Annotated in this window: 24 protein-coding genes and 1 tRNA gene; 16 read left to right on the forward strand and 9 right to left on the reverse strand. The window is 72.6% G+C overall.

Going from position 1 to position 25,068, the window contains the following annotated elements; translation table 11 throughout:
- Positions 1 to 62: 62 nt before the first annotated feature.
- The gene (locus tag GV126_RS19280; protein WP_159668397.1) at positions 63 to 917 is read right to left on the reverse strand and encodes an NAD(P)H-binding protein; all 855 of its coding nucleotides are present in this window, start codon (positions 915 to 917) and stop codon (positions 63 to 65) included.
- A gap of 93 nt (positions 918 to 1,010) precedes the next feature.
- Here GV126_RS19280 and GV126_RS19285 point away from each other — a divergent pair, with 93 nt between their 5' ends.
- Complete coding sequence (locus GV126_RS19285) at positions 1,011 to 1,400, forward strand: winged helix-turn-helix transcriptional regulator (protein ID WP_159668399.1); 390 nt, start codon at positions 1,011 to 1,013, stop codon at positions 1,398 to 1,400.
- 72 nt (positions 1,401 to 1,472) lie between these two features.
- On the opposite strand, the gene GV126_RS19290 is transcribed toward GV126_RS19285, so the two are convergent.
- The 5 genes from GV126_RS19290 to GV126_RS19310 form a co-directional block, all read right to left on the reverse strand.
- Positions 1,473 to 2,552: a 2-oxoacid:ferredoxin oxidoreductase subunit beta gene (locus tag GV126_RS19290; protein WP_159668402.1), complete on the reverse strand. Its 1,080-nt coding sequence runs from the start codon at positions 2,550 to 2,552 to the stop codon at positions 1,473 to 1,475.
- Positions 2,545 to 4,473 carry a 2-oxoacid:acceptor oxidoreductase subunit alpha gene (locus GV126_RS19295; RefSeq protein ID WP_159668405.1) on the reverse strand — a complete coding sequence of 643 codons (1,929 nt, stop codon included), beginning with the start codon at positions 4,471 to 4,473 and terminating at the stop codon, positions 2,545 to 2,547. Before GV126_RS19295 ends, GV126_RS19290 begins: the two co-directional genes overlap by 8 nt.
- Before the next feature lie 372 nt (positions 4,474 to 4,845).
- Positions 4,846 to 5,505: a LuxR C-terminal-related transcriptional regulator gene (locus GV126_RS19300; protein ID WP_328707367.1), complete on the reverse strand. Its 660-nt coding sequence runs from the start codon at positions 5,503 to 5,505 to the stop codon at positions 4,846 to 4,848.
- 326 nt (positions 5,506 to 5,831) lie between these two features.
- Entirely contained in the window at positions 5,832 to 7,346 is a 1,515-nt protein-coding gene (locus tag GV126_RS19305; RefSeq protein ID WP_159668410.1) for a sensor histidine kinase, read from the reverse strand.
- Between the two features lie 125 nt (positions 7,347 to 7,471).
- Positions 7,472 to 8,704: a sensor histidine kinase gene (locus tag GV126_RS19310; protein ID WP_159668412.1), complete on the reverse strand. Its 1,233-nt coding sequence runs from the start codon at positions 8,702 to 8,704 to the stop codon at positions 7,472 to 7,474.
- Between the two features lie 424 nt (positions 8,705 to 9,128).
- Between GV126_RS19310 and GV126_RS19315 the strand changes: the two genes are divergently transcribed.
- The 13 genes from GV126_RS19315 (at position 9,129) to GV126_RS19375 (ending at position 21,540) form a co-directional block, all read left to right on the forward strand.
- Positions 9,129 to 9,578: an NADH-quinone oxidoreductase subunit A gene (locus GV126_RS19315; protein WP_236570049.1), complete on the forward strand. Its 450-nt coding sequence runs from the start codon at positions 9,129 to 9,131 to the stop codon at positions 9,576 to 9,578.
- Complete coding sequence (locus GV126_RS19320; protein ID WP_159668415.1) at positions 9,569 to 10,201, forward strand: NADH-quinone oxidoreductase subunit B; 633 nt, start codon at positions 9,569 to 9,571, stop codon at positions 10,199 to 10,201. The genes GV126_RS19315 and GV126_RS19320 overlap by 10 nt, the downstream gene beginning before the upstream one ends.
- Complete coding sequence (locus GV126_RS19325; protein ID WP_236570050.1) at positions 10,198 to 11,601, forward strand: NADH-quinone oxidoreductase subunit C; 1,404 nt, start codon at positions 10,198 to 10,200, stop codon at positions 11,599 to 11,601. The genes GV126_RS19320 and GV126_RS19325 overlap by 4 nt, the downstream gene beginning before the upstream one ends.
- A 284-nt stretch (positions 11,602 to 11,885) precedes the next feature.
- Positions 11,886 to 12,854, forward strand: coding sequence for a complex I subunit 1/NuoH family protein (locus GV126_RS19330; RefSeq protein WP_159668417.1), 969 nt, complete (start codon positions 11,886 to 11,888; stop codon positions 12,852 to 12,854).
- 110 nt (positions 12,855 to 12,964) lie between these two features.
- Positions 12,965 to 13,489: a 4Fe-4S binding protein gene (locus tag GV126_RS19335; protein WP_159673891.1), complete on the forward strand. Its 525-nt coding sequence runs from the start codon at positions 12,965 to 12,967 to the stop codon at positions 13,487 to 13,489.
- Positions 13,486 to 14,088, forward strand: a complete 603-nt coding sequence (locus GV126_RS19340) for an NADH-quinone oxidoreductase subunit J family protein (RefSeq protein WP_159668420.1) — start codon at positions 13,486 to 13,488, stop codon at positions 14,086 to 14,088. Before GV126_RS19335 ends, GV126_RS19340 begins: the two co-directional genes overlap by 4 nt.
- Positions 14,088 to 14,492, forward strand: coding sequence for an NADH-quinone oxidoreductase subunit NuoK (nuoK, locus tag GV126_RS19345; RefSeq protein ID WP_028420816.1), 405 nt, complete (start codon positions 14,088 to 14,090; stop codon positions 14,490 to 14,492). The genes GV126_RS19340 and nuoK overlap by 1 nt, the downstream gene beginning before the upstream one ends.
- Positions 14,489 to 16,483, forward strand: a complete 1,995-nt coding sequence (locus tag GV126_RS19350) for an NADH-quinone oxidoreductase subunit 5 family protein (RefSeq protein ID WP_159668422.1) — start codon at positions 14,489 to 14,491, stop codon at positions 16,481 to 16,483. Before nuoK ends, GV126_RS19350 begins: the two co-directional genes overlap by 4 nt.
- A gap of 6 nt (positions 16,484 to 16,489) precedes the next feature.
- The gene (locus GV126_RS19355) at positions 16,490 to 18,064 is read left to right on the forward strand and encodes a complex I subunit 4 family protein (protein WP_159668425.1); all 1,575 of its coding nucleotides are present in this window, start codon (positions 16,490 to 16,492) and stop codon (positions 18,062 to 18,064) included.
- Positions 18,061 to 19,581 (forward strand): NADH-quinone oxidoreductase subunit N, encoded by a 1,521-nt coding sequence (locus GV126_RS19360; RefSeq protein WP_159668427.1) that lies wholly within the window; start codon positions 18,061 to 18,063, stop codon positions 19,579 to 19,581. The genes GV126_RS19355 and GV126_RS19360 overlap by 4 nt, the downstream gene beginning before the upstream one ends.
- A 314-nt stretch (positions 19,582 to 19,895) precedes the next feature.
- Positions 19,896 to 20,759, forward strand: coding sequence for a zinc metalloprotease HtpX (gene htpX / locus GV126_RS19365; RefSeq protein ID WP_159668430.1), 864 nt, complete (start codon positions 19,896 to 19,898; stop codon positions 20,757 to 20,759).
- Positions 20,756 to 21,148, forward strand: coding sequence for a YccF domain-containing protein (locus tag GV126_RS19370; protein ID WP_159668432.1), 393 nt, complete (start codon positions 20,756 to 20,758; stop codon positions 21,146 to 21,148). Before htpX ends, GV126_RS19370 begins: the two co-directional genes overlap by 4 nt.
- Before the next feature lie 125 nt (positions 21,149 to 21,273).
- Positions 21,274 to 21,540, forward strand: a complete 267-nt coding sequence (locus tag GV126_RS19375) for a GlsB/YeaQ/YmgE family stress response membrane protein (RefSeq protein WP_159668435.1) — start codon at positions 21,274 to 21,276, stop codon at positions 21,538 to 21,540.
- A gap of 113 nt (positions 21,541 to 21,653) precedes the next feature.
- On the opposite strand, the gene GV126_RS19380 is transcribed toward GV126_RS19375, so the two are convergent.
- Positions 21,654 to 22,142: a YajQ family cyclic di-GMP-binding protein gene (locus tag GV126_RS19380; protein ID WP_159668438.1), complete on the reverse strand. Its 489-nt coding sequence runs from the start codon at positions 22,140 to 22,142 to the stop codon at positions 21,654 to 21,656.
- Positions 22,143 to 22,376: 234 nt separating this feature from the next.
- Here GV126_RS19380 and GV126_RS19385 point away from each other — a divergent pair.
- Both GV126_RS19385 and GV126_RS19390 read left to right on the forward strand, forming a co-directional pair.
- A tRNA-Tyr gene (locus GV126_RS19385) sits at positions 22,377 to 22,458 on the forward strand.
- 137 nt (positions 22,459 to 22,595) lie between these two features.
- The gene (locus tag GV126_RS19390) at positions 22,596 to 22,808 is read left to right on the forward strand and encodes a hypothetical protein (RefSeq protein ID WP_159668441.1); all 213 of its coding nucleotides are present in this window, start codon (positions 22,596 to 22,598) and stop codon (positions 22,806 to 22,808) included.
- 31 nt (positions 22,809 to 22,839) lie between these two features.
- Here GV126_RS19390 and GV126_RS19395 read toward each other — a convergent pair whose 3' ends face one another.
- The gene (locus GV126_RS19395; RefSeq protein WP_159668444.1) at positions 22,840 to 23,496 is read right to left on the reverse strand and encodes an SDR family oxidoreductase; all 657 of its coding nucleotides are present in this window, start codon (positions 23,494 to 23,496) and stop codon (positions 22,840 to 22,842) included.
- 170 nt (positions 23,497 to 23,666) lie between these two features.
- Positions 23,667 to 24,974 carry an amidohydrolase family protein gene (locus GV126_RS19400; protein ID WP_159668447.1) on the reverse strand — a complete coding sequence of 436 codons (1,308 nt, stop codon included), beginning with the start codon at positions 24,972 to 24,974 and terminating at the stop codon, positions 23,667 to 23,669.
- Positions 24,975 to 25,068: the final 94 nt, after the last annotated feature.

Consider the following 25,068-nt stretch of genomic DNA (forward strand, 5'->3'; position numbering starts at 1 on the left):
ACATCGCAGCGGGGGGGGTCGTCGGCGGCGTCAGATGTGTATAAGAGGCGGGGCCGGGAGGGTCAGCCCTTCAGCGCGGCGGCGATCGCGTCGGCGAGCGGGGTGGCCGGGCGGCCGATCAGGCGGGCGAGATCGCCGGAGGTCACCTCCAGCTCGCCCTTCGCGATCGAGGCGTCCACGCCGGCGAAGATCGCGGCCAGCGGCTCGGGCAGGCCCGCGCCGGTCAGGATGCCGGTGAGGGCCTCCGGCGTGACCGCGTTGTAGACGATCTCCTCGCCGGTCTGCCGGCTCAGCTCGGCCGCGTACTCCGCGAAGCTCCACGCGGTGTCGCCGCCTAGCTCGTACGCCCGGTTCTCGTGTCCCTCGCCGGTCAGGACGGCCACGGCGGCCGCCGCGTAGTCCGCGCGGGAGGCGGAGGACACGCGGCCCTCACCGGCCGCCGCGACGACGGCGTGGTGCTCCAGCACCGGGGCGAGGTTCTCGGTGTAGTTCTCGTGGTACCAGCCGTTGCGCAGCAGCGTGTACGGCAGCCCGGAGGCCAGCAGGGCCTCCTCGGTGGCGCGGTGGTCGTCGGCGAGGGCGGCCTTCAGGCTGCTCGGGGCGCTGGTGTAGGCGAGCAGGGCGGCACCGGCCGCCTTGGCGGCGTCGATGACGACCCGGTGCTGCTGGACCCGCCCCTTGTCGAACTCGTTGCCGGAGATCAGCAGCACCCGGTCGCCCGCCGCGAACAGGCCGTCGAAGGTCTGCGGCGCGTTGTAGTCGGCCACCGCGATCCGCACGCCGCGGCGGGCGAAGTCGGCGGCCTTCTCGGGGGTGCGGACCACGGCGGTGATCTGCTCGGCCGGCACCTTCTCCAGCAGCTGCTCCACGACGTGGCGGCCGAGGTGTCCGGTGGCTCCGGTGACGACGATGCTCATGGGATCTCCGTAAGTGGGGGCGTGTGGTCCGACACCGACCCTAAAGGAAGCGCTAACCAGAAGAAAGTACCCACCTTGAAGTAAGGTACTGGCATGGCGGTGAGTGACGGAACGCGTGACGGCCAGGCCCTGTGCCCCCACCGGCTCGTCCTGGAGCACGTCACCAGCCGCTGGGGCGTGCTGGTGCTGATCCGGCTCCTGGAGCGGCCGCACCGTTTCGGCGAACTGCGCCGGGCGATCGGCCGCGTCAGCGAGAAGATGCTGACGCAGACGCTCCAGACCCTGGAGCGCGACGGCCTCGTCCACCGGGACGCACAGCCCGTCATCCCGCCGCGCGTCGACTACTCCCTGACCGGGCTGGGCCGCGAGGCCGCGGAGCAGGTGCGGGCACTGGCGCAATGGACCGAGCGGCGCATGGACGCCGTGCTCGACGCCCGGCGCGCATACGACGAGGCCCGGGAAGCACGTTCCCGGGCCTCGTGAGCGGACGTCGCGTCGCCGGAAGGCGGTGGACCCCGCCGGACGTCGGTCGGACGTCTGTGAACGTCGGCGGACTCAGCCGACGACCGTCCAGGTGTCGCCGCCGGCCAGCAGGGCGGCCAGGTCGCCCTTGCCGCGCTGCTCGATCGCGGTGTCGAGCTGGTCGGCCATCAGGGTGTCGTAGACCGGGCGCTCCACGGAGCGGAACACGCCGATGGGCGTGTGGTGCAGCGTGTCCGGGTCGGCCAGCCGGGACAGGGCGAAGGCCGTGGTCGGCGAGGCCGCGTGGGCGTCGTGGACGACGATGTCGGCCTCGTTGTCCGGCGTCACGTCGACCACCCGCAGGTCACCGGTCTGCCGGTCGCGTACGACCCCGCGGGCGCCCTCGGAGCCGAAGCGGATCGGCTGCCCGTGCTCCAGGCGGATCAGGGCCTCCTCGGCCTGCTGCTTGTCCTTCAGGGCGTCGAAGGCGCCGTCGTTGAAGATGTTGCAGTTCTGGTAGATCTCGACCAGCGCGGTGCCCGGGTGGGCGGCCGCCTGCCGCAGCACCTCCGTCAGGTGCTTGCGGTCGGAGTCGATGGTGCGTGCCACGAAGGACGCCTCCGCGCCGATCGCCAGCGACACCGGGTTGAAGGGCGCGTCCAGCGAGCCCATCGGCGTCGACTTGGTGATCTTGCCGAGTTCGGAGGTCGGCGAGTACTGGCCCTTGGTCAGGCCGTAGATCCGGTTGTTGAACAGCAGGATCTTGAGGTTGACGTTGCGGCGCAGGGCGTGGATCAGGTGGTTGCCGCCGATGGACAGCGCGTCGCCGTCACCGGTGACCACCCACACGCTCAGGTCGCGCCGCGAGGTCGCCAGGCCGGTGGCGATGGCCGGGGCGCGGCCGTGGATGGAGTGCATCCCGTAGGTGTTCATGTAGTACGGGAAGCGGGAGGAGCAGCCGATGCCGGAGACGAAGACGATGTTCTCCTTCGCCAGGCCCAGCTCCGGCAGGAAGCCCTGGACGGCCGCGAGGATGGCGTAGTCACCGCAGCCGGGGCACCAGCGCACCTCCTGGTCGGACTTGAAGTCCTTCATGGACTGCCGGGCCCCGGCCTTCGGCACCAGGGAGAGCGCCTCGACCGTGCCCGTGCCCTGGGTGGACGTCTCAGCCATCGATGGCCTCCTTGAGAGCGGTGGCGAGCTGTTCGGCCTTGAACGGCATGCCGTTGACCTGGTTGTAGGAGTGGGCGTCCACCAGGTACCTGGCCCGGACGAGGGTGGCGAGCTGGCCCAGGTTCATCTCCGGGATCACCACGCGCTCGTACCGCTCGAGCACCGCCCCCAGGTTCTTCGGGAAGGGATTGAGGTGGCGCAGGTGCGCCTGCGCGATGGGCCGGCCCTCCTCGCGCAGCCGGCGCACGGCCGCCGTGATCGGCCCGTACGTCGAGCCCCAGCCCAGCACGAGCGTGCGCGCCTGGTCCGGGTCGTCGACCTCGACGTCCGCGATCTCGATGCCGTCGACCTTGGCCTGGCGGGTGCGGACCATGAAGTCGTGGTTGGCCGGGTCGTAGGAGATGTTGCCCGTGCCGTCCTGCTTCTCGATGCCGCCGATGCGGTGCTCCAGGCCCGGCGTGCCCGGCACCGCCCACGGCCGGGCCAGGGTCTGCGGGTCGCGCTTGTACGGCCAGAAGACCTCCGTGCCGTCGGCGAGGGTGTGGTTGGGGCCCTGCGCGAACCGCACCCTGAGGTCGGGCAGCTCCTCCAGCTCGGGGATGCGCCACGGCTCGGAGCCGTTGGCCAGGTAGCCGTCGGACAGCAGGAACACCGGCGTGCGGTAGGTCAGCGCGATCCGGGCCGCGTCCAGGGCGGCGTCGAAGCAGTCCGCCGGGGTGCGCGGGGCGACCACCGGGACCGGGGCCTCGCCGTTGCGGCCGTACATCGCCTGCAGCAGGTCCGCCTGCTCCGTCTTGGTCGGCAGGCCGGTCGACGGGCCGCCGCGCTGGATGTCCACGATCACCAGCGGCAGCTCCAGGGCCACGGCCAGGCCGATCGTCTCGCTCTTGAGCGCCACGCCCGGACCGGACGTCGTGGTCACCGCCAGCGAGCCGCCGAAGGCCGCACCCAGCGCGGCCCCGATGCCCGCGATCTCGTCCTCGGCCTGGAAGGTCCGCACGCCGAAGTTCTTGTGCCGGCTCAGCTCGTGCAGGATGTCCGAGGCCGGGGTGATCGGGTACGAGCCCAGGAACAGCGGCAGGTCCGCCTGGTGCGAGGCGGCGATCAGACCGTAGGCCAGGGCGAGGTTGCCGGAGATGTTGCGGTAGGTGCCGACGGGGAACGCCTTGGCCGCCGGGGCGACCTCGTAGGAGACCGCGAAGTCCTCCGTGGTCTCGCCGAAGTTCCAGCCCGCCCGGAACGCGGCGATGTTCGCCGCCATGATCTCCGGCTTCTTGGCGAACTTGGTCTTCAGGAACTTCTCGGTGCCCTCGGTCGGCCGGTGGTACATCCAGCTCAGCAGGCCCAGCGCGAACATGTTCTTGCTGCGCTCGGCCTCCTTGCGGGACAGGTCGAAGTCCTTCAGCGCCTCCACCGTCAGCGTGGTCAGCGGCACCGGGTGCAGGGTGTAGCCGTCGAGCGAGCCGTCCTCCAGCGGGGAGGCGTCGTAGCCCACCTTCTGCATCGCGCGCTTGGTGAACTCGTCGGTGTCGACGATGATCTCCGCGCCGCGCGGCAGGTCGCCGATGTTCGCCTTCAGGGCGGCCGGGTTCATCGCCACCAGCACGTTCGGCGCGTCGCCCGGGGTGAGGATGTCGTGGTCCGCGAAGTGCAGCTGGAAGGAGGACACGCCCGGCAGGGTGCCTGCGGGGGCGCGGATCTCGGCCGGGAAGTTCGGCAGCGTCGACAGGTCGTTGCCGAACGACGCGGTCTCGGAGGTGAAACGGTCGCCGGTGAGCTGCATACCGTCACCCGAGTCACCCGCGAACCGGATGATCACCCGGTCCAGACGGCGGACGTCCTTCGTCCCGGCCGCCCTGCGCTGCTCTCCTACGACGGCTCCGTCGGCCTGCTCCGCTGGACTGCTGACCTGGCTGGTCACTGAACTGGACCTCCTTCGAGGCGGCTGTGGGGGAGCGGCCTTCGCGGAAGACCCTTCCCGGAATCAACCCTACGACCGTCAGGTTCGCCTTCCCTGCGTGGTTCGCATACTGGACGCACCCGTGAGACGGCCCGGTGTCCTGCTGTGTCGCCCTGCTCTGTCACGCCGTGCCGGCTCCTGCGCACCTCCGCGCGCCGGCCTCCGCGCCTTCGCGCGTCCGGCCCTGCGCGCCTTGCCGCCTCCGGCCCCGCGCACCTCCTTGCGTCCGGTCCCTCGCTCCTCGGTCGGCTCCTCCGCCGGGAGTCTGGACACGTGGCCTCGCCTCCCGCCCGCGATCGGCTCGAGGCGGGCTTACTGACTCAGTGTCAACGATCAGGAGTTCAGATAAGTGAGGACGGCCAGAACACGCCGGTGATCCCCGTCACTCTGTGACAGGCCGAGCTTCAGGAAGATGTTGCTGACGTGCTTCTCCACCGCGCCGTCGCTCACCACCAGCTGCCGAGCGATGGCCGAGTTCGTCCGGCCCTCGGCCATCAGCCCCAGCACCTCGCGCTCGCGCGGGGTCAGGGCCGCCAGCACGTCCTGCTTGCGGCTGCGCCCGAGCAGCTGGGCGACCACCTCCGGGTCCAGCGCCGTACCGCCCTGCGCCACCCGCACCACCGCGTCCACGAACTCCCTGACCTCGGCCACGCGGTCCTTGAGCAGATAGCCGACCCCGCGGCTGGAGCCGGCCAGCAGCTCGGTGGCGTACCGCTCCTCCACGTACTGCGACAGCACCAGCACGCCGAGGTCCGGGTGGTCCTTGCGCAGCCGCACCGCCGCCCGCACCCCCTCGTCGGTGTGCGTCGGCGGCATCCGTACGTCCGCCACCACGACGTCGGGCAGCTGTCCCTCGTCGTGCAGCTCGGTGATGGTCTTGATCAGCGCCTCGGCGTCGCCGACACCCGCCACCACCTCGTGCCCGCGGTCGGTCAGCAGCCTGGTCAGGCCCTCTCTGAGCAGCACCGAATCCTCGGCGATGACCACCCGCACCCTGTCCTCCACGATCCTCGGCCCCCCACAGCCTCGCTGCCTCGCTTCCACGGCCGCCGGTGTCCCGACGGCCCTCGGCCGCCGGTGTGACGACGGCTCCCGGCTGTCGGTGTCGCAACGGCCGCCGGCCCGTCGGTGTGCCGACGGCCCTCGGCCGTCGGTATGACAACGACGACGTGGTCCAGCATTCCAGCATTCGGACCGCGGCGCGCCGCGCCGGGCGAAGCACGGGGGCTCATCGGGGGGCGCTTTCCACACGTTTCGGCCCGCGGGCCGCGGCCGTGCAAGCCGCGGCCCGCAGGCCGCCGTCGGTCGACTGCGCGCGCTCAGCGCCGCCAGGGCAGTTCCGCCGTCACCCGGGTGGGGCCCCCGGCCGGCGAGTCGACCACCAGGATCCCGTCCACCGCGTCCAGCCGCTCGGCCAGGCCCGCCAGGCCCGACCCGGCGGACACCGCGGCGCCCCCGACCCCGTCGTCCGTGACCTGCAGCATCAGCCGGTCCTCGGACCGCCACACGTCCACGGACGCCGACCGGGCACGGCTGTGCTTGCTGATGTTCTGCAGCAGCTCGGACACCGTGAAGTAGGCGATGCCCTCGATGGCCGCGGCGGGCCGCTCCGCCAGGTCCACGTCCACCTGCACCGGCACGGTGCAGCGCGAGGCCACCGCGGACAGCGCCGCGTCCAGGCCGCGGTCGGTCAGGACGGCCGGATGGATGCCGCGGGCCAGGTCCCGCAGCTCCTGCAGCGCGGTCTTCACCTCGCCGTGCGCCTCGTCCACCATGCGCGCCGCCGCCTCGGGGTCCTGGGCCAGCTTCTCCTTCGCCAGCCCCAGATCCATCGCGAGGGCCACCAGCCGGGCCTGCGCGCCGTCGTGCAGGTCGCGTTCGATGCGGCGCAGGTCGGCCGCCGCCGTGTCGACCACGACGCCCCGGTCCGACTCCAGCTCCACCACTCGCGCCGACAGCCGCGACGGCCCGAGCAGCCCGTGCACCAGCAGCCGGTCCACCGTGGTCAGCGCCCGCACGATCCACGGCGTGGCCAGCGTGAACAGCAGGCCGACCAGGGCGGTCACGGTGATCTCGAAGGGGTTGTCGAGGTAGACCCGGTGGTGGTCGTCGCCGTAGAGCTGGATGCCGCCCTGGCCCGCCCACATCGGGAAGACCCAGAACCACAGCGGGTACGTCAGCAGCGACCAGCCGGTGCTCCAGAAGGTCAGCGCGACGCAGAAGGAGAACACCGCCCAGGGGAACTGCAGCACCGCGTAGAGCAGGGCCCGCCAGGAGGCGCCGCTCTTGAGCACCGCTCCGGTCCAGGCCAGCGGGCCGCTGCCGGTGCGGGGCCGCAGCGGCTCCGGCTCGGCGACCTCCAGGCCGAGCAGTCCGCGCGCCCGGGCCCGCTCCAGCATCCCGAAGGCGCGGCAGCCCGCCAGCGCCGCCGCCAGCACCGGGATCCCCAGGAACGTCACCAGCAGGCCGGCGCCCAGCGACACCATCGTGACGGCGTACGAGAACAGCACGACGGAGATCGGCAGCCCGAGCAGCACGTACCCCAGTTCGCGCCAGCTGCGGGCCTCGAACGGGGCCCGCAGCCCGGCGGGCAGCCGGTGGCGCCGGGCGGGCGCGTAGCCGTGGCCACCGCCCGCGCCGGACCCCGGGCCGTACGGCGATCCGTGCGGTGAGCCGTACCGGGATCCGTGCGGCGACTCGTACCCGGATTCGTACGGCGACTCGTACCGGGGTCCGTACTGGGATCCGGACCGGGGTTCGTACTGGGATCCGGTCCGGGGTTCGTACCGGGGTCCGGACCGGGATCCGTACTGCGGTCCGTAGTGGGTGGTCATCGGCGTGTCCCGTTCTCCTCGTCGTGCCCGGTCCTGCGGCGTCCTGCCGTACCTTCAGCCTGCTCGGCCGCGGGCGGCCGGGCCATGGAGCGCGTCGGCGTCTTGAGCGGGGGGTTTTCCCCACCTCACCCGCGGTGGCCGCCCGCGCCCCCGGCCGGGGTGCCGCTCCGGTCCCGCCAGGGCAGCTCCGCCGTGACGGTCGTCGGGCCGCCCACGGGGGAGTCCAGGACGAACAGCCCGTCCACGGCGCCCAGCCGCTCCGCCAGACCGCGCATGCCCGAGCCGCCTTCCAGGCGGGCGCCGCCGCGGCCGTTGTCCCACACCTGGATCAGCAACCGGTCCTCGGACCGCCACACGTCCACCGTGGCCGCCGTGGCCCCGCTGTGCTTGCTGATGTTCTGCAGCAGCTCGGACACCGTGAAGTAGGCGATGCCCTCGATGGCCTCGGCCGGGCGCGTGTCCAGGTCGGCGGTCACCTTCACCGGCACCGTGCAGCGGGAGGCCACCGAGGACAGGGCCGCGTCCAGGCCGCGGTCGGTCAGGACGGCCGGATGGATGCCGCGAGCGAGGTCCCGCAGCTCCTGCAGGGCGAGCTTCACCTCGCCGTGCGCCTCCTCCACCATCGCGGCGGCGGCGTCGGGGTCCTCCAGCAGCTTCTCCTTGGCCAGGCCCAGCCCCATGGCCAGGTTGACCAGGCGGGCCTGGGCGCCGTCGTGCAGGTCGCGTTCGATGCGCCGCAGGTCGGCGGCGGCCGTGTCCACCACCACGCCCCGATCGGACTCCAGTTCGGCGATCCGGCGCTCCAGCTCGTCGGAGGGCGACAGCAGCCCCCGGGCCATCGCGCGGTCCACGTTCGACAGGCCCCGGGAGATGAACGGCAGCACCGGCCACAGCACGAACAGCGACGGCACGACGACCGTGAAGGTGAGGATGCCCCAGGGCAGCCGGATGAAGGCGTACAGCGCCGCCCGCCAGCCCACCGGGTCCTTCAGCACCATCCACAGCCGGCCGAACCCGCCCTTGGCGCGGCGCAGCGGCAGCGGACTCGGCTCCTCGACGCGCACCCCGAGCAGTGCCCGGGCCCGCGCCCGCTCCAGGCGGCCCAACAGGCGCGAGCCCAGCAGCCCGGCCGCGAGCAGGGGCAGACCCACTACCGTGACGGTCATGCCGGCGCCGACGCTCAGCACGGTCACCACGTAGACGAACCCGAACAGCGCCACGGGCAGGTTCGCCAGCAGGTACGCGATCTCCTTCCAGGTGGACGGGGGGAAGGCGAGACGGGCCGGCGGCAACCGGTCGCGGTCGGTGTCCTCGGTGCCGGAGTCCGCCGGGCCGGCAGCAGGGATGCGTGCGGTCATGGGCATCAGCGTGCCGTGCGGCGAGCCGGGGCGCCATGAGGTCGGCCGCCCTGACGGGCGGGGGAAAACCCCACCTCGCTCCCCTGTGCGAGGCCGCTTCGCCGCCTCTGAGCGTCCGCTTCGTCCTCCGCGCGCGGCTGCTTGGTCCGCCCTGCGCGGCTGTCTCGTCCGCCTTGCCTGCGGGGCCGTTTCGTCCGCCTTGCGCGGCAGCCTCGCCTCGCATGCGGCGGCAGCCTGCCCTCGCTTGTGGCGGCAGCCTGCCCTCGCTTGGGGCGGCGGTCTCGCCTCGCTCGCGGCGACAGGGGCGTCTCACATGCGCGGCAGCCCCGTCTCACGGTGCGACGGGCCGCTTACCGTCTCTTTATCAGGGCCTAGACTCCCGTGCGTACGGAAAGTGCGTACACATCCGTACGCGCGTGCGGAAATGCGACACCATGAGGTCAGGGAGCGAGGGACGGTGCCTGAGACGTTGCCGGACACGGTGCGGGGGGCGACCGTCGTCGCGGCGGACTATTTCCACTCCTACTCGGTCGTGGGGCTGCTCGCGGTCGTGGGCGTGCTGTTCGTCGCCGTCGCCTTCGGCGCGGGCCGGCTGCTGCGCCCGGTGGTGCCCACGCCGGAGAAGCTGCTGACCTACGAGTGCGGCGTCGACCCCGTCGGCGAGGGCTGGGCCCACACCCAGGTCCGCTACTACGTCTACGCCTTCCTGTACGTGATCTTCGCAGTGGACTCGATCTTCCTCTTCCCCTGGGCGACCGTCTTCGCCGCCCCCGGCTACGGCGCGGCGACGCTGGTGGAGATGTTCGTCTTCCTCGGCTTCCTGGCCGTGGGCCTGCTGTACGCCTACAAGAAGGGAGTCCTGGCATGGACGTGAACGCCTCGACTCCGCCGGCGCCGGAGCCGGAGCCGGTGCTGCTTCCCGAACCCAAGCGCCTGGGCGCCCTGTCCCGGCTCGCCCCCGAGCCGATGAAGGTGATCCTGAACTGGGGCCGCCGCTACTCGCTGTGGGTGTTCAACTTCGGCCTCGCCTGCTGCGCGATCGAGTTCATCGCCGCGTCGATGGCCCGCCACGACTTCATCCGGCTCGGCGTCATCCCGTTCGCGCCCGGGCCGCGCCAGGCCGACCTGATGGTGGTGTCCGGCACGGTCACCGACAAGATGGCCCCGGCGGTCAAACGCCTGTACGAGCAGATGCCCGAGCCGAAGTACGTCATCTCCTTCGGCGCCTGCTCCAACTGCGGCGGCCCCTACTGGGACTCGTACTCCGTCACCAAGGGCGTCGACCAGATCATCCCGGTGGACGTCTACGTCCCCGGCTGCCCGCCCCGCCCCGAGGCGCTGCTGCAGGGCATCCTGAAACTCCAGGAGAAGATCGCGCGCGAGTCGCTGGGCGAGCGGTACGGCACGCCGCCCAGGGCGTCGGCCGGGGCGCTGCAGAGCGGGCTGGTGAAGCCGCCGGCGGCGCCCGGGGCCGCGGACGAGGGGAGTGCGCGATGAGCGGGGCTGGCACCGGCTGGCTGCCCGCGCCCGCCGAGGAGCTGTTCGGCGCCGACGCCACGGCCGAGGAGTCCTACGACGTCCTGACGGTGGACGTGCCGCCGACCGCGTGGGTGCCCGCGCTGCGCACCGCCCGCGACGAACTGGGCTGCACCTACTTCGACTGGCTCAGCGCGGTCGACGAACCGGGCACGGGCCTGCGGGTGTGCGCCCACGTCGCCGCGCTCGCCCCGGTGCGGCGGCTGCTGCTGCGCACGACGGTTCCGCACGGCGCGCCCGTCCTGCCCAGCGCGATCGAGGTCTACGCGGGCGCCGCCTGGCACGAGCGGGAGACCCACGAGATGTTCGGGGTCGACTTCACCGACCACCCGTCCCTGGACCACCTGCTCCTGCCGGAGAACTTCGAGGGGCACCCGCTGCGCAAGGACTTCGTCCTGGCCGCACGGGTCGCCAAGGCCTGGCCGGGCGCCAAGGAACCGGGCGAATCGGACCACGGCGGTCCCAGGCGCCGCCAGATGCTGCCGCCCGGCGTCCCGGACCCCAACGAGTGGGGACCCCTCAAGGGGCAGCTTCCGCCCGCCCCGGCCCGGCCCGCCAGGGCCGCGGGGGCCGCGGGGCGCGCGGCGGGCGAACGCCCGGTGCGCCGCACGCGCACGGCCGCCCAGGGCTCGGCGAGCCAGGCGGCGGCCGGGGCGACGACCGGCGCGGAGGCCGCGGCGGACAGGGCCGCGACGGGGGCTGCGACGGGGACTCCGTCACAGGGGGACACCGGTGGTGCCGCCGCCGGTGCCGCCGCCGGTGCCGCCAGGCCGCGCCGTATGCGGAAGGCGAGTGAGGGCTCGGCGAGCCAGACGGAGTCGGCGTCGTCTCCGGCACCGGCATCGCCATCGGCATCGGCTCCTTCGGCGTCGGCCCCGGCCCCGGATGCGGCGGAGAGCGAGAGCGCCGCCGCGCGGAAGCAGGAGGTGGCCGAAGGCGCCGCGCCGCAGACCCCGGCCGCGGAGGGACCGGCCGCGGAGGCATCCGTGGCCCACGAGCCCGCCGCGCCGACCACGCCGGCCGGCCCGCGCCGCGTGCGGAGCGCGTCCGAGGGTTCGGCGTCCCAGCGCGCCGGTGCAAGCGGTGCCGCCGGTACGGCGGGGCCGCGCCGTGCCCGCCGGGCGAGCGAGGGCTCGGCATCCCAGCGGGCGGCGGCCGCCGAGCCGCCCGCGGCCCGCGCGCCGCGCAGCTCGGACGCTCCCTGGCACCACGCCCGCCCGGCCTTCGACGAACCGGAGCAGGAACGCCGACCGAAGCCACAGGCCACGGCAGAGGACCCGCGGCCCACGGCAGAGCGCGCACAGCCCACGGCAGAGGACACCCAGGAAGCCACACCCGCGGCCCCAGAGGCTGTATCTTAGAGAAAGATGAAGAAGAAGATGAGGAAGGAAGAGGAAAGAAAGGGAGGGGGGGTGAGATTAAAAAAAAATTAAAGTATAAATTAGGGTGAGATCAGATATGGGTGAGTTGGATCTAAACGAAGATGAATTGGGGTTGGGGGGAGGAAAGGGAGGAAGAAAAGGAAAAGAAAGAGAGAGGGGAGGAGGAGGAGGAGAGGGGGGGAGGGGGGGAGGAGGAGGGGCTGAAGGAGAAGGGAGAGGACCCAGAACCCCGAAGCCCCCGAAGCCCCCGAAGGAGGCACGCAGTGAACGGCGTGGCCGACGTCGCCCTGCGACTCCTGGTCGTCTTCGTGGTCTTCCTCGCCTTCCCGCTGATCGTCGGTCAGACCGAGCACAAGGTGATGGCCCACATGCAGGGCCGCCTGGGCCCCATGTACGCCGGCGGATTCCACGGCTGGGCCCAGCTCGTCGCGGACGGGGTGAAGTTCGCGCAGAAGGAGGACGTGGTCCCCGCGGGCGCGGACCGCCGGATCTTCCGGCTCGCCCCGGCCGTGGCCCTGCTGCCGTACCTGCTCGTCCTGCTCGCGATCCCCATCGGCCCGGGCCGGGGCGCCGTCGGCCAGGCGGTGGACGCGGGTGTCTTCTTCGTGCTCGCCGTGATGGGCGTCGGCGTGCTCGGCTCCCTCATGGCCGGCTGGGCCTCCGCGAACAAGTTCTCCCTCCTCGGCGGTCTGCGCACCGCCGCCCAGCTCCTCGCCTACGAACTGCCGATGCTGCTCGCCGCCGCCTCCGTGGCGATGGCGGCCGGCACGGTCTCCCTGACCGGCATCCTGGACGCCTTCCACTGGTGGTGGCTGCCCTGGCAGATCGTCGGCGCGATCGTGTTCTTCGTGGCCGGCCTCGCCGAACTGCAACGCCCGCCGTTCGACATGCCGGTGGCCGACTCGGAGATCATCTTCGGCGCGTACACCGAGTACACCGGCCTGCGCTTCGCCCTGTTCCTGCTCGCCGAGTACGCCGGCATCGTCGTCCTGTGCGGCCTGACCACCGTCCTGTTCCTGGGCGGCTGGCACGGGCCGTGGGGCGCCGACGGCCTCGGCTGGGTGTGGACGCTGCTGAAGACGGCTGTGCTCGCCTTCGTCGTCATCTGGCTGCGCGTCACCTACCCGCGGCTGCGCGAGGACCAGCTCCAGAAGCTCTCCTGGACGCTCCTCGTCCCCCTCTCCCTCGCCCAGATCGCCCTCACCGGCATCGTCAAGGTGGTGATCTCCTAGTGTCCCGACCGTCGCCCGACCACCGCCCTTCGACGACGCCCTCCGGGCGGCCCCGTCCGTCGATCCCCGGCTCCGGCCTCGCCAAGGGACTGGCCGTCACCCTGCGCACGATGACGAAGAAGACCGTCACCGAGCAGTACCCGGACACCCAGCCCGAGCTGCCGCCCCGCTCCCGCGGCGTGATCGGCCTGTTCGAGGAGAACTGCACGGTCTGCATGCTGTGCGCCCGCGAGTGCCCGGACTGGTGCATCTACATCGACTCCCACAAGGAGACGATCCCGGCGGCGACCCCCGGCGGCCGTGAACGCAGCCGCAACGTCCTCGACCGCTTCGCCATCGACTTCTCCCTGTGCATGTACTGCGGTATCTGCATCGAGGTCTGTCCTTTCGACGCGTTGTTCTGGTCCCCGGAGTTCGAGTACGCCGAGACCGACATCCGCGACCTCACCCACGAGCGCGACAAGCTGCGCGAGTGGATGTGGACCGTGCCGGCGCCGCCCGCGCTGGACCCGGGCGCGGAGGAGCCGAAGGAGCTGGCCGCGGCCCGCAAGACCGCCCAGAAGCTGGCCGCCCAGCAGCAGGCCGCGCAGGAAGAACCCACCGCCCCCGCCGAGCCGCAGGAAGGAGAGTCGTGACCCTCGCCGCCGCGCATCCCGGCTTCCTGTCGCCCACCGGCGTCGAGATCGCCTTCCTCCTGGTCGGCCTGGCCACCTTCGGCGCCGCCCTCGTCACGGTCACCACCAAGCAGCTGGTGCACGCCGCCCTGTGGCTGGTGGTCACCCTCGGCGGCCTCGCCGTCGAGTACCTGCTGCTGACCGCCGAGTTCATCGCCTGGGTGCAGGTCCTCATCTACGTCGGTTCCGTCGTCGTCCTCCTGCTGTTCGGTCTGATGCTCACCAAGGCCCCCATCGGCCGCTCCCCGGACGCCGACTCCGGCAACCGGTGGGCCGCCCTCGTCGTGGCCGTCGCCGCGGCCGCCGCCCTGGTCTGGGTGGTCGTCGACGCCTTCCGCACCACCTGGATCGACCTGGACGGTGCCGCCGCGGGCTCCACCGCGGTCACCGGCGCCAGTCTGTTCCAGAACTGGGTGCTGCCCTTCGAGGCCCTGTCCGTCCTCCTCCTCGCCGCCCTGGTCGGCGCGATCGTCCTGTCCCGCAAGGCGAAGGCGGACGCCGCCGCCCCCCAGGTCCCCGAGGCCCGCGGCGAGCAGGCCGCCGAGGAAGGCGCCCGCTGATGCACCTCGTCTACCCCGCCGTCCTGTCCGCCCTGCTGTTCTGCACCGGCCTGTACGGCGTCCTCGCCCGTCGCAACGCGATCCTGGTGCTGATGTCCGTCGAGCTGATGCTCAACGCGGTCAACCTCAACCTGGTCGCCTTCGACGTCTGGCTCAGCAAGGCCGCCCGCGAGACCCTGCACTCCGGCCAGGCCCTGACCCTGTTCACCATCGCCATCGCCGCCGCCGAGATCGGCATCGGCCTGGCGATCGTCCTCGCCGTCCACCGCAACCGCGGCACCTCGGACATCGACCGGCTCCGCGACGCCGCCGAGGGCCCCGGTGACGGCTCCGACGACTCCGACGGCTCCGACAGCGCCGCCGCGACCGCGCCGGGCGCCGAGAAGGCTGAGGCCACCGCGTGACCACGACCACCTACGCCGTTCTCGTCCCCCTCCTTCCGTTCCTGGGTGCCGTCGCCGGCCTGCTGCTGGGCCGCACCGCCCCCGGGTTCGTCCGCCCGCTGGCGGTCCTGCCGACGCTCGCCTCCCTCGTCCTGACCGTGCTCGTCGCGGCCGGCCAGGGCGGCGGCCGGGCCGTCGACGCGGCCACCCAGCTCACGCCCACCGGCTCGGTCCCCATCGAGCTGGCCCTGCACATCGACGGCTTCGCCGCGCTCGTCGCCGTCCTGGTCGGCGTCGTCGCCACCTGTGTGCAGCTCTACTCCACCGGCTACCTGCGCGACGACGCGCGCTACCCCTCCTACGCCGCTCTGGTCTCCCTGTTCACCTCCGCGATGCTGCTCGTCGTCTACTCCGGCGACCTGATCGTGCTGCTGGTCGGCTGGGAGGTCATGGGCATCTGCTCCTACTTCCTGGTCGGCCACTACTGGGAGACGCCCCAGGCCCGCGCCGCCTCCCTGAAGGCGTTCCTGGTGACCAAGCTCGGTGACGTGCCCTTCCTCATCGGACTGTTCGCCCTGGCCGGCGACGCGGGCTCCTTCCGCGTCACCACGGTCCTCGGCGCCGTCGCGAGCGGCCACCTGCACCACCCGACCCTGGTCGCGCTGCTCCTGCTGGCGGGCGTGGCGGGCAAGTCGGCGCAGTTCCCGCTGCACAGCTGGCTGCCCGACGCGATGGCCGGTCCCACCCCCGTCTCGGCGCTGATCCACGCCGCGACGATGGTCGCCGCCGGTGTCTACTTCGTCGCCCGGCTGCTGCCCGTCTTCCAGGCGTCCTCCGCCGCGATGGTGGTCCTCGCCGTCATGGCCGCCGTCACCATGGCCGGCTCCGCGCTCGCCGCGCTCGCCCAGGACGACATCAAACGCGTCCTCGCCTACTCGACCATCGGCCAGCTCGGCTACATGACCGGCGCCCTCGCCGTCGGCGACCGCGGTGCCGCCGTCTTCCACCTCCTGTCCCACGGCGCCTTCAAGGCGCTGCTCTTCCTCGCCGCCGGTGTGGTCATCCACGCCGCCGGCACCAACTCGCTGGCCGCCATGTCCCGCATGGGCAACCTGCGCGACCGCGTCCCCGACGCCTACTGGACGATGACCGTGGCGCTGCTCGCGCTCGCCGCGATCCCTCCCTTCAGCGGCTTCTTCTCCAAGGAGACCGTCCTCGGCGCCGCCGAGCACGTGGCCACCGGCCACACCGGCCACGCCCCCGGCGCAGCCGGCTGGATCGTCCTCGTCGCCGGCCTGGTCACCGCGCTGCTCACCGCCGCGTACGCGATGCGCCTGTGGCTGCTGGCCTTCCGCGGCCGGGGCGCGGACGCCCCCGGCCACGGCCGGCAGCCGGTGGTCATGAACGCCGTGCTGTGGGTGCTCGCCGTGCCCTCCCTGGCCTTCGGCGGGCTGGCCTTCCGGGTCCTGCCCGACTGGTTCGACGGCCGCAGCCTCGCCCCGGCCCTGACCACCTCCGTCCTCGGCACCGGCCTCGCCGTGGCCGGCGGCGTCCTCGCCTACGGCGCCTGGCGGCACACCACCGCGCTCGCCGCCCGCGCCCCCCTCGGCGCGGTGGCGGCTCACCCGGAGGCCGACGCCGGACTCGTCGAGTCCGAGGCCATCGCCAGCCACGAGCCCGCCTACGGCGACATCGCCTACGCGCCCGACCCGGCCGACCCCGGACGCCTGCTGCTCGGCCCGCTGCACCGGCACGCGGCCGCCGGCTTCCACCTCGACACCGTGTACGCGGCGCTGTTCGTCCGCCCGGTGACGGCCGGCGCGAGCCTCGTGCGGTTCCTCGACCGGGAGGTCGTGGAGACCTACGTACGCGGCGCGGGGGCCCTGCCCCGGCTGCTGGGGGCCGCCGTACGGCGGGCCCAGACCGGCAATGTGCAGACCTATGTGAGCGCGCTGCTCGCCGGCACCGTCGTCCTGGCGGTCGCCGCCGTCCTCGTCGCCACGGGAGCGTGAGCAGGCGTGATCGATATCAGCGAGTCCGTGATGCAGTTCCTTCTGGCATTCGTCGTCGTCGCCCCGCTCCTGGGCGCGCTCGCCGCTCTCCTGCCGGCCCCGCCCGGGCTGAAGGGAAAGTCGCCCGAGCAGGCCGTGCTCCGGCACGGCGTCATCGTCACCGGCGCGGTCCTTCTCGCCGCGATCGTCCTCGCGATCGGCTTCGACCACGCCCACCCGTCGAGGATGCAGGCCACGACCGACATCAGCTGGATCCCCGCACTCCACGTGCGCATCCACCTCGGCATCGACGGCATCTCGCTCCCCCTCGTCGTCCTGACCGCGCTGCTGACCTTCCTCTGCGCGCTGTACTCCTACTTCAAGACCCCGGCAGGCCCCACCCCGAAGGCCTTCGTCGCGCTGCTGCTCCTGCTCGAGTCCGGCACGCTCGCGACCTTCGCCGTCCTCGATCTCGTGCTGTTCTTCCTCGCGTTCGAGACGGTGCTCGTCCCGATGTACTTCCTCATCGCCCGCTGGGGCGGCGAGGGACGCCGGGCCGCCGCCTGGCGGTTCATCCTCTACACCCTGCTCGGTTCGGTCGTCATGCTGCTCGGCCTGCTCCTGATCGGCATCAAGGCGGGCACGTTCGACATGGTGGCACTCGCCACTGACAACGGCCGGTCACTGACCGCGTCCGTGCAGGTCATCGCCGTTCTGGCGATCGGGATCGGGCTCGCGGTGAAGTCGCCGATGTGGCCGCTGCACAGCTGGCTGCCCGACGCCCACACCGCCGCCCCGACCGTCGGATCGGTGCTGCTGGCCGGCGTCCTGCTGAAGATGGGTACGTACGGATTCGTCCGGATCCTGCTGCCGATCGCGCCGCACGGCTTCCACACCTTCGCGCCCTACCTCGCCGCGTTCGCCGTCGTCGGGATCGTCTACGGGTCCCTGGCCTGCCTGGCCCTGGCCCGGCGCGGCGCCAAGGGCGACCTGAAGCGGCTCATCGCCTACTCCTCCGTCGGCCACATGGGCTTCGTCCTGCTCGGCGTCGCCACCATGACCCCGACCGGCGTCAACGGCGCCCTGTTCGCCAACATCGCCCACGGCCTGATCACCGGCCTGCTGTTCTTCCTGGTCGGCGGCCTGAAGGAGCGCACCGGCACCACCGACCTCGACGCCCTCGCCGAGCAGACGGGTGCCGCGCTGTACGGCAGGGCCCCCCGCCTGGGCGGCCTGCTCGCCTTCGGCGCCGTCGCCTCCCTCGGCCTGCCCGGCCTCGCCGGATTCTGGGGCGAGATGCTGGCCCTGTTCGGCGCGTTCCGGCCCGCCGCCGACCTCAGCCGGCCCGCCTTCCTCACCTTCATGGCCATCGGCGCGTTCGGCACCCTGCTGACCGCCGCGTACATGCTCGTCGTGGTCCGCCGCGTCTGCATGGGCGCCCTGCCGCAGGAGACCCCGAAACTCGCCGACGTGCGCGGCTTCGAGTTCGCGGCCTGGACGCCTCTCGTCGTCCTCACCGTCCTCGCCGGTCTGTGGCCCAAGGCCCTGCTCGGGCTCACCGACCCGGCCGTGCAGCAGTTCCTCGCAGGAGGCACCCGATGAGCGCCCTGGCCCAGCCGGCCGTGTCGCTGGTCCAGTCCGTCGACTGGCTCGCGATCGCGCCGCCCACCCTCACCGCGGTCGCCGCCCTGGTCGTCCTCGTCGCCGACCTGTTCGTGCCCCGGACACGCAAGCCCGTCCTCGGCTGGGTGTCGGTCGCCGCCCTGGCCGCCTCCGCGCTGTTGCTGCTGCCTCTGCTGGACGGCGACCGCAGCACCTTCTGCGTCACCGGCCACCCGGAGCTGTGCAGCTACACCGCCGACCACTTCGCCCTGGTCATCCAGTTCCTGGTGCTCGGCGGCGCCCTCCTGGCGGCCCTGCTGTCGGTCACGGCGCTCAAGGACGCCCGCGGCGGACTGCCCGAGGGCGAGTTCTGGTTCCTGCTGCTGTCCTCCGCCGCCGGAGCGGCCCTGCTGCCCGCCGTCCGCGACCTGGCCACCCTGATCGTCGCCCTGGAGGTCGCCTCGCTGCCCGCGTTCGCCCTGGTCGGCCTGCGGCACGGCGACCGGAGGTCCTCGGACGCGGCCCTGAAGTTCTTCCTGTCCTCGGTCACCGCCACCGCCGTCAGTCTGATGGGCGTCAGCTTCGTCTACGCCACCACCGGCACCCTCTACCTCACCCGGATCGCCGACCGCATCCAGCACGTCGACGGGCAGCTGCAGACCCTCGCGCAGACCGGCGTCGTCCTCACCCTCGTCGGCTTCGCCTTCAAGACCGCCGCCGTCCCCTTCCACTTCTGGGTGCCCGACACCTACGTCGGCGCCCCCCTGCCGATCGCCGCCTACCTGTCGGTCGTCGGCAAGGCGGTCGGCTTCACCGGCCTGATCCTCGTCACCGTCGTCGCGTTCCCCTCGTACTCCGCCGCCTGGGGCCCCGCGCTCGCCGTGCTCGCGGCGCTGACCATGACCGTCGGCAACGTCGGCGCCCTGCGCCAGCAGGCCACGCGCGCGTACAGCGCGATCCGGCTGCTGGCCTGGTCCTCCGTCGGCCAGGCCGGCTACCTGCTGGTGCCGATCGCCGCGGCCGGCTACTCCAAGGACCCGCAGAAGTCGATCGGCTCCACGGTCGCCTACGCCCTCATGTACGCCGCGGTGAACCTCGGCGCCTTCGCCGTCGCCGCGCTCGTCGGCCGCGGCCGGGCCCGCAACCGCGTCGCCGACTACCGCGGTCTGTACGCAAGCAACCCGGTCACCGCGCTGCTCCTGGCGTTCTTCCTGCTGTGCCTGGCCGGGCTGCCGCCGGGCGTCATCGGCCTGTTCGCGAAGGTCACCGTGTTCTCCGCGGCCGTCGACGCGGGCCTGGGCTGGCTCGCCGTCGTGATGGCCGTCAACGTCGTCGTCGCCCTGTACTACTACCTGCAGTGGACGGCGCTGCTGTTCCGCGCCCCGGAGGGCGAACCCGTACGGCTGAGCGTCCCGGCCCCCCTCACCGCCGCGATCACCCTGACCGCGGTCCTCGCCGTCGCCCTGTCCGGCGCCCCCCAACTGGTCCTGCGCTTCGCCGGCGGCACCCTGTTCTGAGGCGCCCGCCGGCACGCGACGGCACGGCACGCGCCTGCCGGCGGACCCCGGCGATCTCCCGGCCCGGCCGCACCTCGCGCGTGGCACGCGCGCGTGCGGGCAGGCGAGCACCACGCGCGCGTGCCGGCCGGCGAGGCAGCTCACCCGGACGGCCCGCGCGCCGTCCGACGCGCCAGGGAACCCGCGGCGGCCGCCTGGCGTTGACCAGTACGAAAGGGTCCACTGGACGGGACACCACGACACGTCACGGCACCAGTGGCACACCTCAGCAGCAAGCGAAGGGTTCCCCTGCCGCACCACTTGGAGGGCGTACCGTGCACCGCCGGCACAACGGGCTCAGGACCGCAGTACTCCTCGGGGGACTGTCCGCCCTCATCATCGTCATCGGCAGCTTCTTCGGCCGCACCGGCCTGGTCGTCGCCGTCCTGGTCGCCCTCGGCACCAATGCGTACGCGTACTGGAACAGCGACAAGCTCGCCCTGCGCGCCATGCGCGCCCGCCCGGTCAGCGAGTTCGAGGCCCCGGCCCTGTACCGGATGGTCCGCGACCTGTCCACGCAGGCCCGCCAGCCCATGCCGCGCCTGTACATCTCCCCGACGGAGGCCCCCAACGCCTTCGCCACCGGCCGCAACCCGCGCAACGCCGCCGTGTGCTGCACGGAGGGCATCCTGCGCCTGCTGAACGAGCGGGAGCTGCGCGGCGTCATCGGCCACGAACTGAGCCACGTCTACAACCGCGACATCCTGATCTCCTCCGTCGCCGGCGCCCTCGCCTCCGTGATCATGTTCCTGGTCAACTTCGCCTGGCTGATCCCCATCGGCCGCTCCGACGACGACGAGGGCCCCGGCCTGTTCGGGATGCTCCTGATCATGATCCTGGGCCCGCTCGCGGCCTCCCTGATCCAGCTGGCCATCAGCCGCTCCCGGGAGTACGAGGCCGACGCGTCCGGCGCCCGCCTCACCGGCGACCCGCTCGCCCTGGCCAGCGCCCTGCGCAAGCTGGAGACGGGCACCCAGCAGCTCCCGCTGCCCCCGGAGCCCCGTATCGAGACCGCCAGCCACATGATGATCGCCAACCCCTTCCGCCCGGGCCAGGGGCTGTCGAAGATGTTCTCCACCCACCCGCCGATGGCGGAGCGCATCGCCCGGCTCGAGCAGATGGCAGGCCCCCTGCGATGAAGACGATCCTGAACGTCATATGGCTGGTCCTCAGCGGCTTCTGGCTGTTCCTGGGCTACCTCCTGGCAGGGGTGCTGCTGTGCGTCACCGTGATCGGCATCCCCTTCGGCATAGCGGCCTTCCGGATCGGCGTCTACTCCCTGTGGCCCTTCGGGTACACCACCGTCGAGCGCCGCGACGCGGGTGCCCCCTCCTGCATCGGCAACGTCCTGTGGCTGCTCCTGGCCGGCTGGTGGCTGGCGATCACCCACATCGTCACGGGCGTCATCCTCTGCCTGACGGTCATCGGCATCCCGTTCGGCATAGCGAACTTCAAGCTGATCCCGGTCTCGCTGCTCCCGCTGGGCCGCGAGATCGTCCGCACCGACCAGCCCTTCGCGACGCGCTGACGACCGGCCGTGACCGGCGCAACCGTGGGCCGCGGCCGTAGCGTCTTCTCCAGCAACGCGGCGCGAAGACGCGCGGGGCACGCACGACCGCGCGCACGGCGGCCGGGAAGGGCAGGGTTCAGGCTATGAGCGTCATCGGGTGGATCATCCTGGGGCTGCTGGCGGGGGCCATCGCGAAGCTCCTGCTGCCGGGGCGCGACCCGGGCGGCTTCATCGGCACGACCCTCATCGGCATCGCGGGCGCGTTCATCGGCGGCTGGATCTCGGCCCGCTGGCTGGACCACCCGATCTCGCGGAACTTCTACGACGGCGCCACCTGGGCCGCGGCGATCGGCGGCTCGCTGGTGCTGCTGATCGCCTACCGGCTCCTGTTCGGCAACTCACGCGACTGAGCGCGCCGAGCGCGCACCGCACCCGCGCGCACACCACAGGGGTAGGCACCCGGATTCCGGCCGGGTGCCCACCCCTTGTGGTGCCTCGTCGCGGTGTCCCGCCGGCCCGTCGTCTACCGGTAGTTCACGAACTGCATCGCGAAGTCGAAGTCCTTGCCCTTCAGCAACGCGATGACGGCCTGCAGGTCGTCACGGCTCTTGGAGCTGACCCGCAGCTCCTCACCCTGCACCTGGGCCTTCACGCCCTTCGGGCCCTCGTCACGGATGATCTTCGCCACCTTCTTGGCGTTCTCCTGAGAGATGCCCTCCTGGATCGAGGCGAAGATCTTGTACTCCTTGCCGGACAGCTGCGGCTCACCGGCCTCCAGGGCCTTCAGCGAGATGCCGCGCTTGATCAGCTTGGACTGGAAGACGTCGAGGACAGCCTTCACCCGGTCCTCGGAGTTCGCCTCCATGAGGATCTTCTCACCGGACCACGAGATCGAGGCACCCACGCCCTTGAAGTCGTAGCGCTGCGAGATCTCCTTGGCGGCCTGGTTGAGGGCGTTGTCGACCTCCTGCCGCTCGACCTTCGAGACGATGTCGAAACTGGAGTCGGCCATGTCCTGTGGCTCCTTGTTCGGGGTATGTCGGGGTGCGTTCCAGCTGCGTGTCGGCGTCCGCGGGGAGGCCGCCGAGTCCGGCGTTCGGTTCCCGGGCGCATCCGCACCAGCCTAGCCACCCCCCGCTCCGGCGGTGCGGATCAATGGGGTGGCGAAGCACCCCTCGGCATCGGGTATTGTTTACGTCGTTGCCAGGGAGCACCGCCGAAAGGCGGTTCGAACGGCAGCATCCCCGGCGGTGTGCCCGAGCGGCCAAAGGGAGCAGACTGTAAATCTGCCGGCTCAGCCTTCCTAGGTTCGAATCCTAGCGCCGCCACACTGGGGAAGACCCCCTCCGAACTGCGGAAACGCAGAGCGGAGGGGGTCTCTTCGTTGATGGGGGGCATCCGTATCGTTGATGCGGGAGCATCCGAGCGGGCGGTCGCTGTCAGTGCCCCGGTGCACACTGGCCCCATGTCCTCGCGTCGCAGACACTGCCCCGAGTGCCGCCGGGAGATCGCCGTCGTGGCCGGGCGGTTCGCCCGTCACGATCCGCCCGGTGCCCGGGAGAACGGCGAGCTGACCTCCTGCCCCGGCTCCCGGCGGGTGGCGCAACTGGAAGGTGTCCAGCCGTCGTTGGACGGGTACGTTGTTCCGGAGTTCCCCGGTCAGCTCCCGCTGTTCTAGCCCGCCACCGCCCACCACCGCCGGCGGCCGCTCAGTTGCCCGCCACGGACTTCACCGCCACCGACACCGGGGTCGAGCCGCTGACCAGTTCCAGGGTCAGGCCCGCCGTCGCCGGGGTGTCCACCAACTCGGCCAGGACCGTGGCGACGTCGTCGCGGGGGATCGAGCCGCGGCCCGTGTGCGCCTCCAGGCGGACCAGGCCGGTACCGGCGTCGTCCGTCAGCGCGCCCGGTCGCAGGATCGTCCACTCCAGGGCGTCCTGAGCGCGTACGTGGTCGTCCGCCGCGCCCTTGGCGCGCAGGTAGACGTCGAAGACCTCGTCGCCCTCGTGCCGGGCGTCCGCGCCCATCGACGACACCACCAGCAGGCGCCGTACGCCCGCCCTGACCGCGGCGTCGGCGAACAGCACGGCCGCGCCCTTGTCCACGGTGTCCTTGCGGGCCGCGCCGCTGCCCGGGCCCGCGCCCGCCGCGAACACGGCCGCGTCCGCGCCGCGCAGCCGCTCCGCGACCTCCTCGACCGAGGCCGACTCCAGGTCCAGCACGATCGGTTCGGCGCCGGCCGCCCGCAGGTCGTCGGCCTGTTCGGCACGGCGGATGATGCCCGCCCCCTCGTCCCCGCGCGCGGCGAGCAGCCGCTCCAGCCGTAGCGCGATCTGACCATGACCACCAGCGATGACAATGCGCATGTTTCCGACCGTACGCCCGGATGGCCGCATCCGCCGCACGACCGTGGCCGCATCCGCCGCACGACCGACCCCCACGACCGGCCGCAACGGGCGGCCGGCTGAGGGTCGGTCAGGGGGAGCCGGTCACCGGGCCGATCTTGGACCGGTCGGCAGCCGGCCGGTCCCGGCCGCTACGACAGCTCGCCCCGGCCCTGCCGCGGCAGTCCCAGTTCCACCGATGCCGCCGAGTCGCAGAACTCCCGCACCGCGCTCGTGCGCGCCACCACGCGCCCCTGGTGCACCACCATGCGGCTGTAGGCGAGCGAGAGCGCGCCCGCCAGCCGTTCGCCGCGCACCGCGAGCAGTTCCGCGGGGAATCCCGCCTCCACCCGCACCTCGGGCAGGCCGAGCACCGCCCGGGCCGAAGCGCTCACCGCGTCGTAGGCCTCCTCGGGGCGCAGTCCGTGCCGGGCGGCCAGCAGATAGGCGGCCTCCAGCGGGTCGCCGCGCCCCACCGGGTTCGACACGTCCCGCAGCGCGCCGCTGCCCGCGGCCACCCGCACCCCGGCCGCCCGCAGCAGCCGTACCGGGGCCGTGCCGGGGCCCTCGGCGCCCGCGCAGCCGCCCTGCGGCAGGCACACCACGGTCACCCCGGCCGCGGCCAGCTGGTCCGCCGCCCGCGCGGCCGCCTCGGCGGGCAGCCGGCCCAGGCCGCCGCACGGGCCCAGCGTCACCCCCGGACGCAGGCCGCCCGCCATCGCCGCGATGCGCGCCAGACGGGCCGGGTCCGTGCCGTCGGTGTGCAGGTCGACCGGGCAGCCGTGTTCGGAGGCCACCTCCAGGACGGCCTCCACGTAGCCCGTGGGGTCGGGGTCCACGTCCGGACAGCCGCCGACCACGCACGCGCCCATCTTGACCGCCTCCCGCAGCATCGCCAGCCCGTCCGCGCCGGCCGCCCCGGTCAGCACGCGCGGCACCGCCACGGTCGTCAGCTCCACGAGCCCGCGCCGCGCCCGCCGGGCCTGCAGGACCGCGCTCAGGGCACCCAGGCCCTGGACGTCGCCCACGCGCACGTGCGCGCGCAGCGCGGTCGCGCCGTGGCCCAGCTGCAGCAGCGCGGCCTCGATCGCCCGGCGCTGGACGTCCTCGGGGGCGTACGACACCGGCCCGTCGCCGTCGGCGGTCAGGGCGGTGTCGGCGTGCGCGTGGGGCCCGGCGGGGGCCGGCAGGAGCAGGTAGCCGCTCAGGTCCACCCGGGACCCGTCGTCGCCCTCGCGCGCGCCACGGGGGGGGCCCGCGCCCCGCCTGCCCGTCCGCCCTGCGGTGCCCAGGCTGCCCGCCGTGCCGACCGCCTCGATGCGCCCGTCGGACAGACGGACGTCCACGGTGCGCCCGTCGGTCAGCCGGGCACCGCTCAGGAGCAGGACGCCCGGGTCCGGCGGGCCGGACGGGCCCGGGGAGGAGGACGAGGGAGGTGGCTGCTGCTGACCGGGAGGCATCGCACTCCAGCTGAGGGACGGCGAGGGGGGAAGGGGACGACGGCAGGGCGCGGACACAAGATCACGCAGTGCGACGAGCCTAGGGTGGCCGCCG

This window comes from Streptomyces mexicanus (assembly GCF_902506575.1).
GTDB classification, from domain to species: domain Bacteria; phylum Actinomycetota; class Actinomycetes; order Streptomycetales; family Streptomycetaceae; genus Streptomyces; species Streptomyces mexicanus.

What these genes read in the sequence shown, in the direction of transcription:
- GV126_RS19400 (WP_159668447.1), bottom strand. Translation starts at nt 24,974, where the DNA reads ATGCCTCCCGGTCAGCAGCAGCCACCTCCCTCGTCCTCCTCCCCGGGC.
- GV126_RS19315 (WP_236570049.1), top strand. Translation starts at nt 9,129, where the DNA reads ATGCGACACCATGAGGTCAGGGAGCGAGGGACGGTGCCTGAGACGTTG.
- GV126_RS19390 (WP_159668441.1), top strand. Translation starts at nt 22,596, where the DNA reads ATGTCCTCGCGTCGCAGACACTGCCCCGAGTGCCGCCGGGAGATCGCC.
- GV126_RS19280 (WP_159668397.1), bottom strand. Translation starts at nt 917, where the DNA reads ATGAGCATCGTCGTCACCGGAGCCACCGGACACCTCGGCCGCCACGTC.
- GV126_RS19310 (WP_159668412.1), bottom strand. Translation starts at nt 8,704, where the DNA reads ATGACCGCACGCATCCCTGCTGCCGGCCCGGCGGACTCCGGCACCGAG.
- GV126_RS19335 (WP_159673891.1), top strand. Translation starts at nt 12,965, where the DNA reads ATGACGAAGAAGACCGTCACCGAGCAGTACCCGGACACCCAGCCCGAG.
- GV126_RS19320 (WP_159668415.1), top strand. Translation starts at nt 9,569, where the DNA reads ATGGACGTGAACGCCTCGACTCCGCCGGCGCCGGAGCCGGAGCCGGTG.
- GV126_RS19380 (WP_159668438.1), bottom strand. Translation starts at nt 22,142, where the DNA reads ATGGCCGACTCCAGTTTCGACATCGTCTCGAAGGTCGAGCGGCAGGAG.
- GV126_RS19370 (WP_159668432.1), top strand. Translation starts at nt 20,756, where the DNA reads ATGAAGACGATCCTGAACGTCATATGGCTGGTCCTCAGCGGCTTCTGG.
- GV126_RS19325 (WP_236570050.1), top strand. Translation starts at nt 10,198, where the DNA reads ATGAGCGGGGCTGGCACCGGCTGGCTGCCCGCGCCCGCCGAGGAGCTG.
- GV126_RS19375 (WP_159668435.1), top strand. Translation starts at nt 21,274, where the DNA reads ATGAGCGTCATCGGGTGGATCATCCTGGGGCTGCTGGCGGGGGCCATC.
- GV126_RS19395 (WP_159668444.1), bottom strand. Translation starts at nt 23,496, where the DNA reads ATGCGCATTGTCATCGCTGGTGGTCATGGTCAGATCGCGCTACGGCTG.
- GV126_RS19290 (WP_159668402.1), bottom strand. Translation starts at nt 2,552, where the DNA reads ATGGCTGAGACGTCCACCCAGGGCACGGGCACGGTCGAGGCGCTCTCC.
- GV126_RS19285 (WP_159668399.1), top strand. Translation starts at nt 1,011, where the DNA reads ATGGCGGTGAGTGACGGAACGCGTGACGGCCAGGCCCTGTGCCCCCAC.
- nuoK (WP_028420816.1), top strand. Translation starts at nt 14,088, where the DNA reads ATGCACCTCGTCTACCCCGCCGTCCTGTCCGCCCTGCTGTTCTGCACC.
- GV126_RS19305 (WP_159668410.1), bottom strand. Translation starts at nt 7,346, where the DNA reads ATGACCACCCACTACGGACCGCAGTACGGATCCCGGTCCGGACCCCGG.
- GV126_RS19360 (WP_159668427.1), top strand. Translation starts at nt 18,061, where the DNA reads ATGAGCGCCCTGGCCCAGCCGGCCGTGTCGCTGGTCCAGTCCGTCGAC.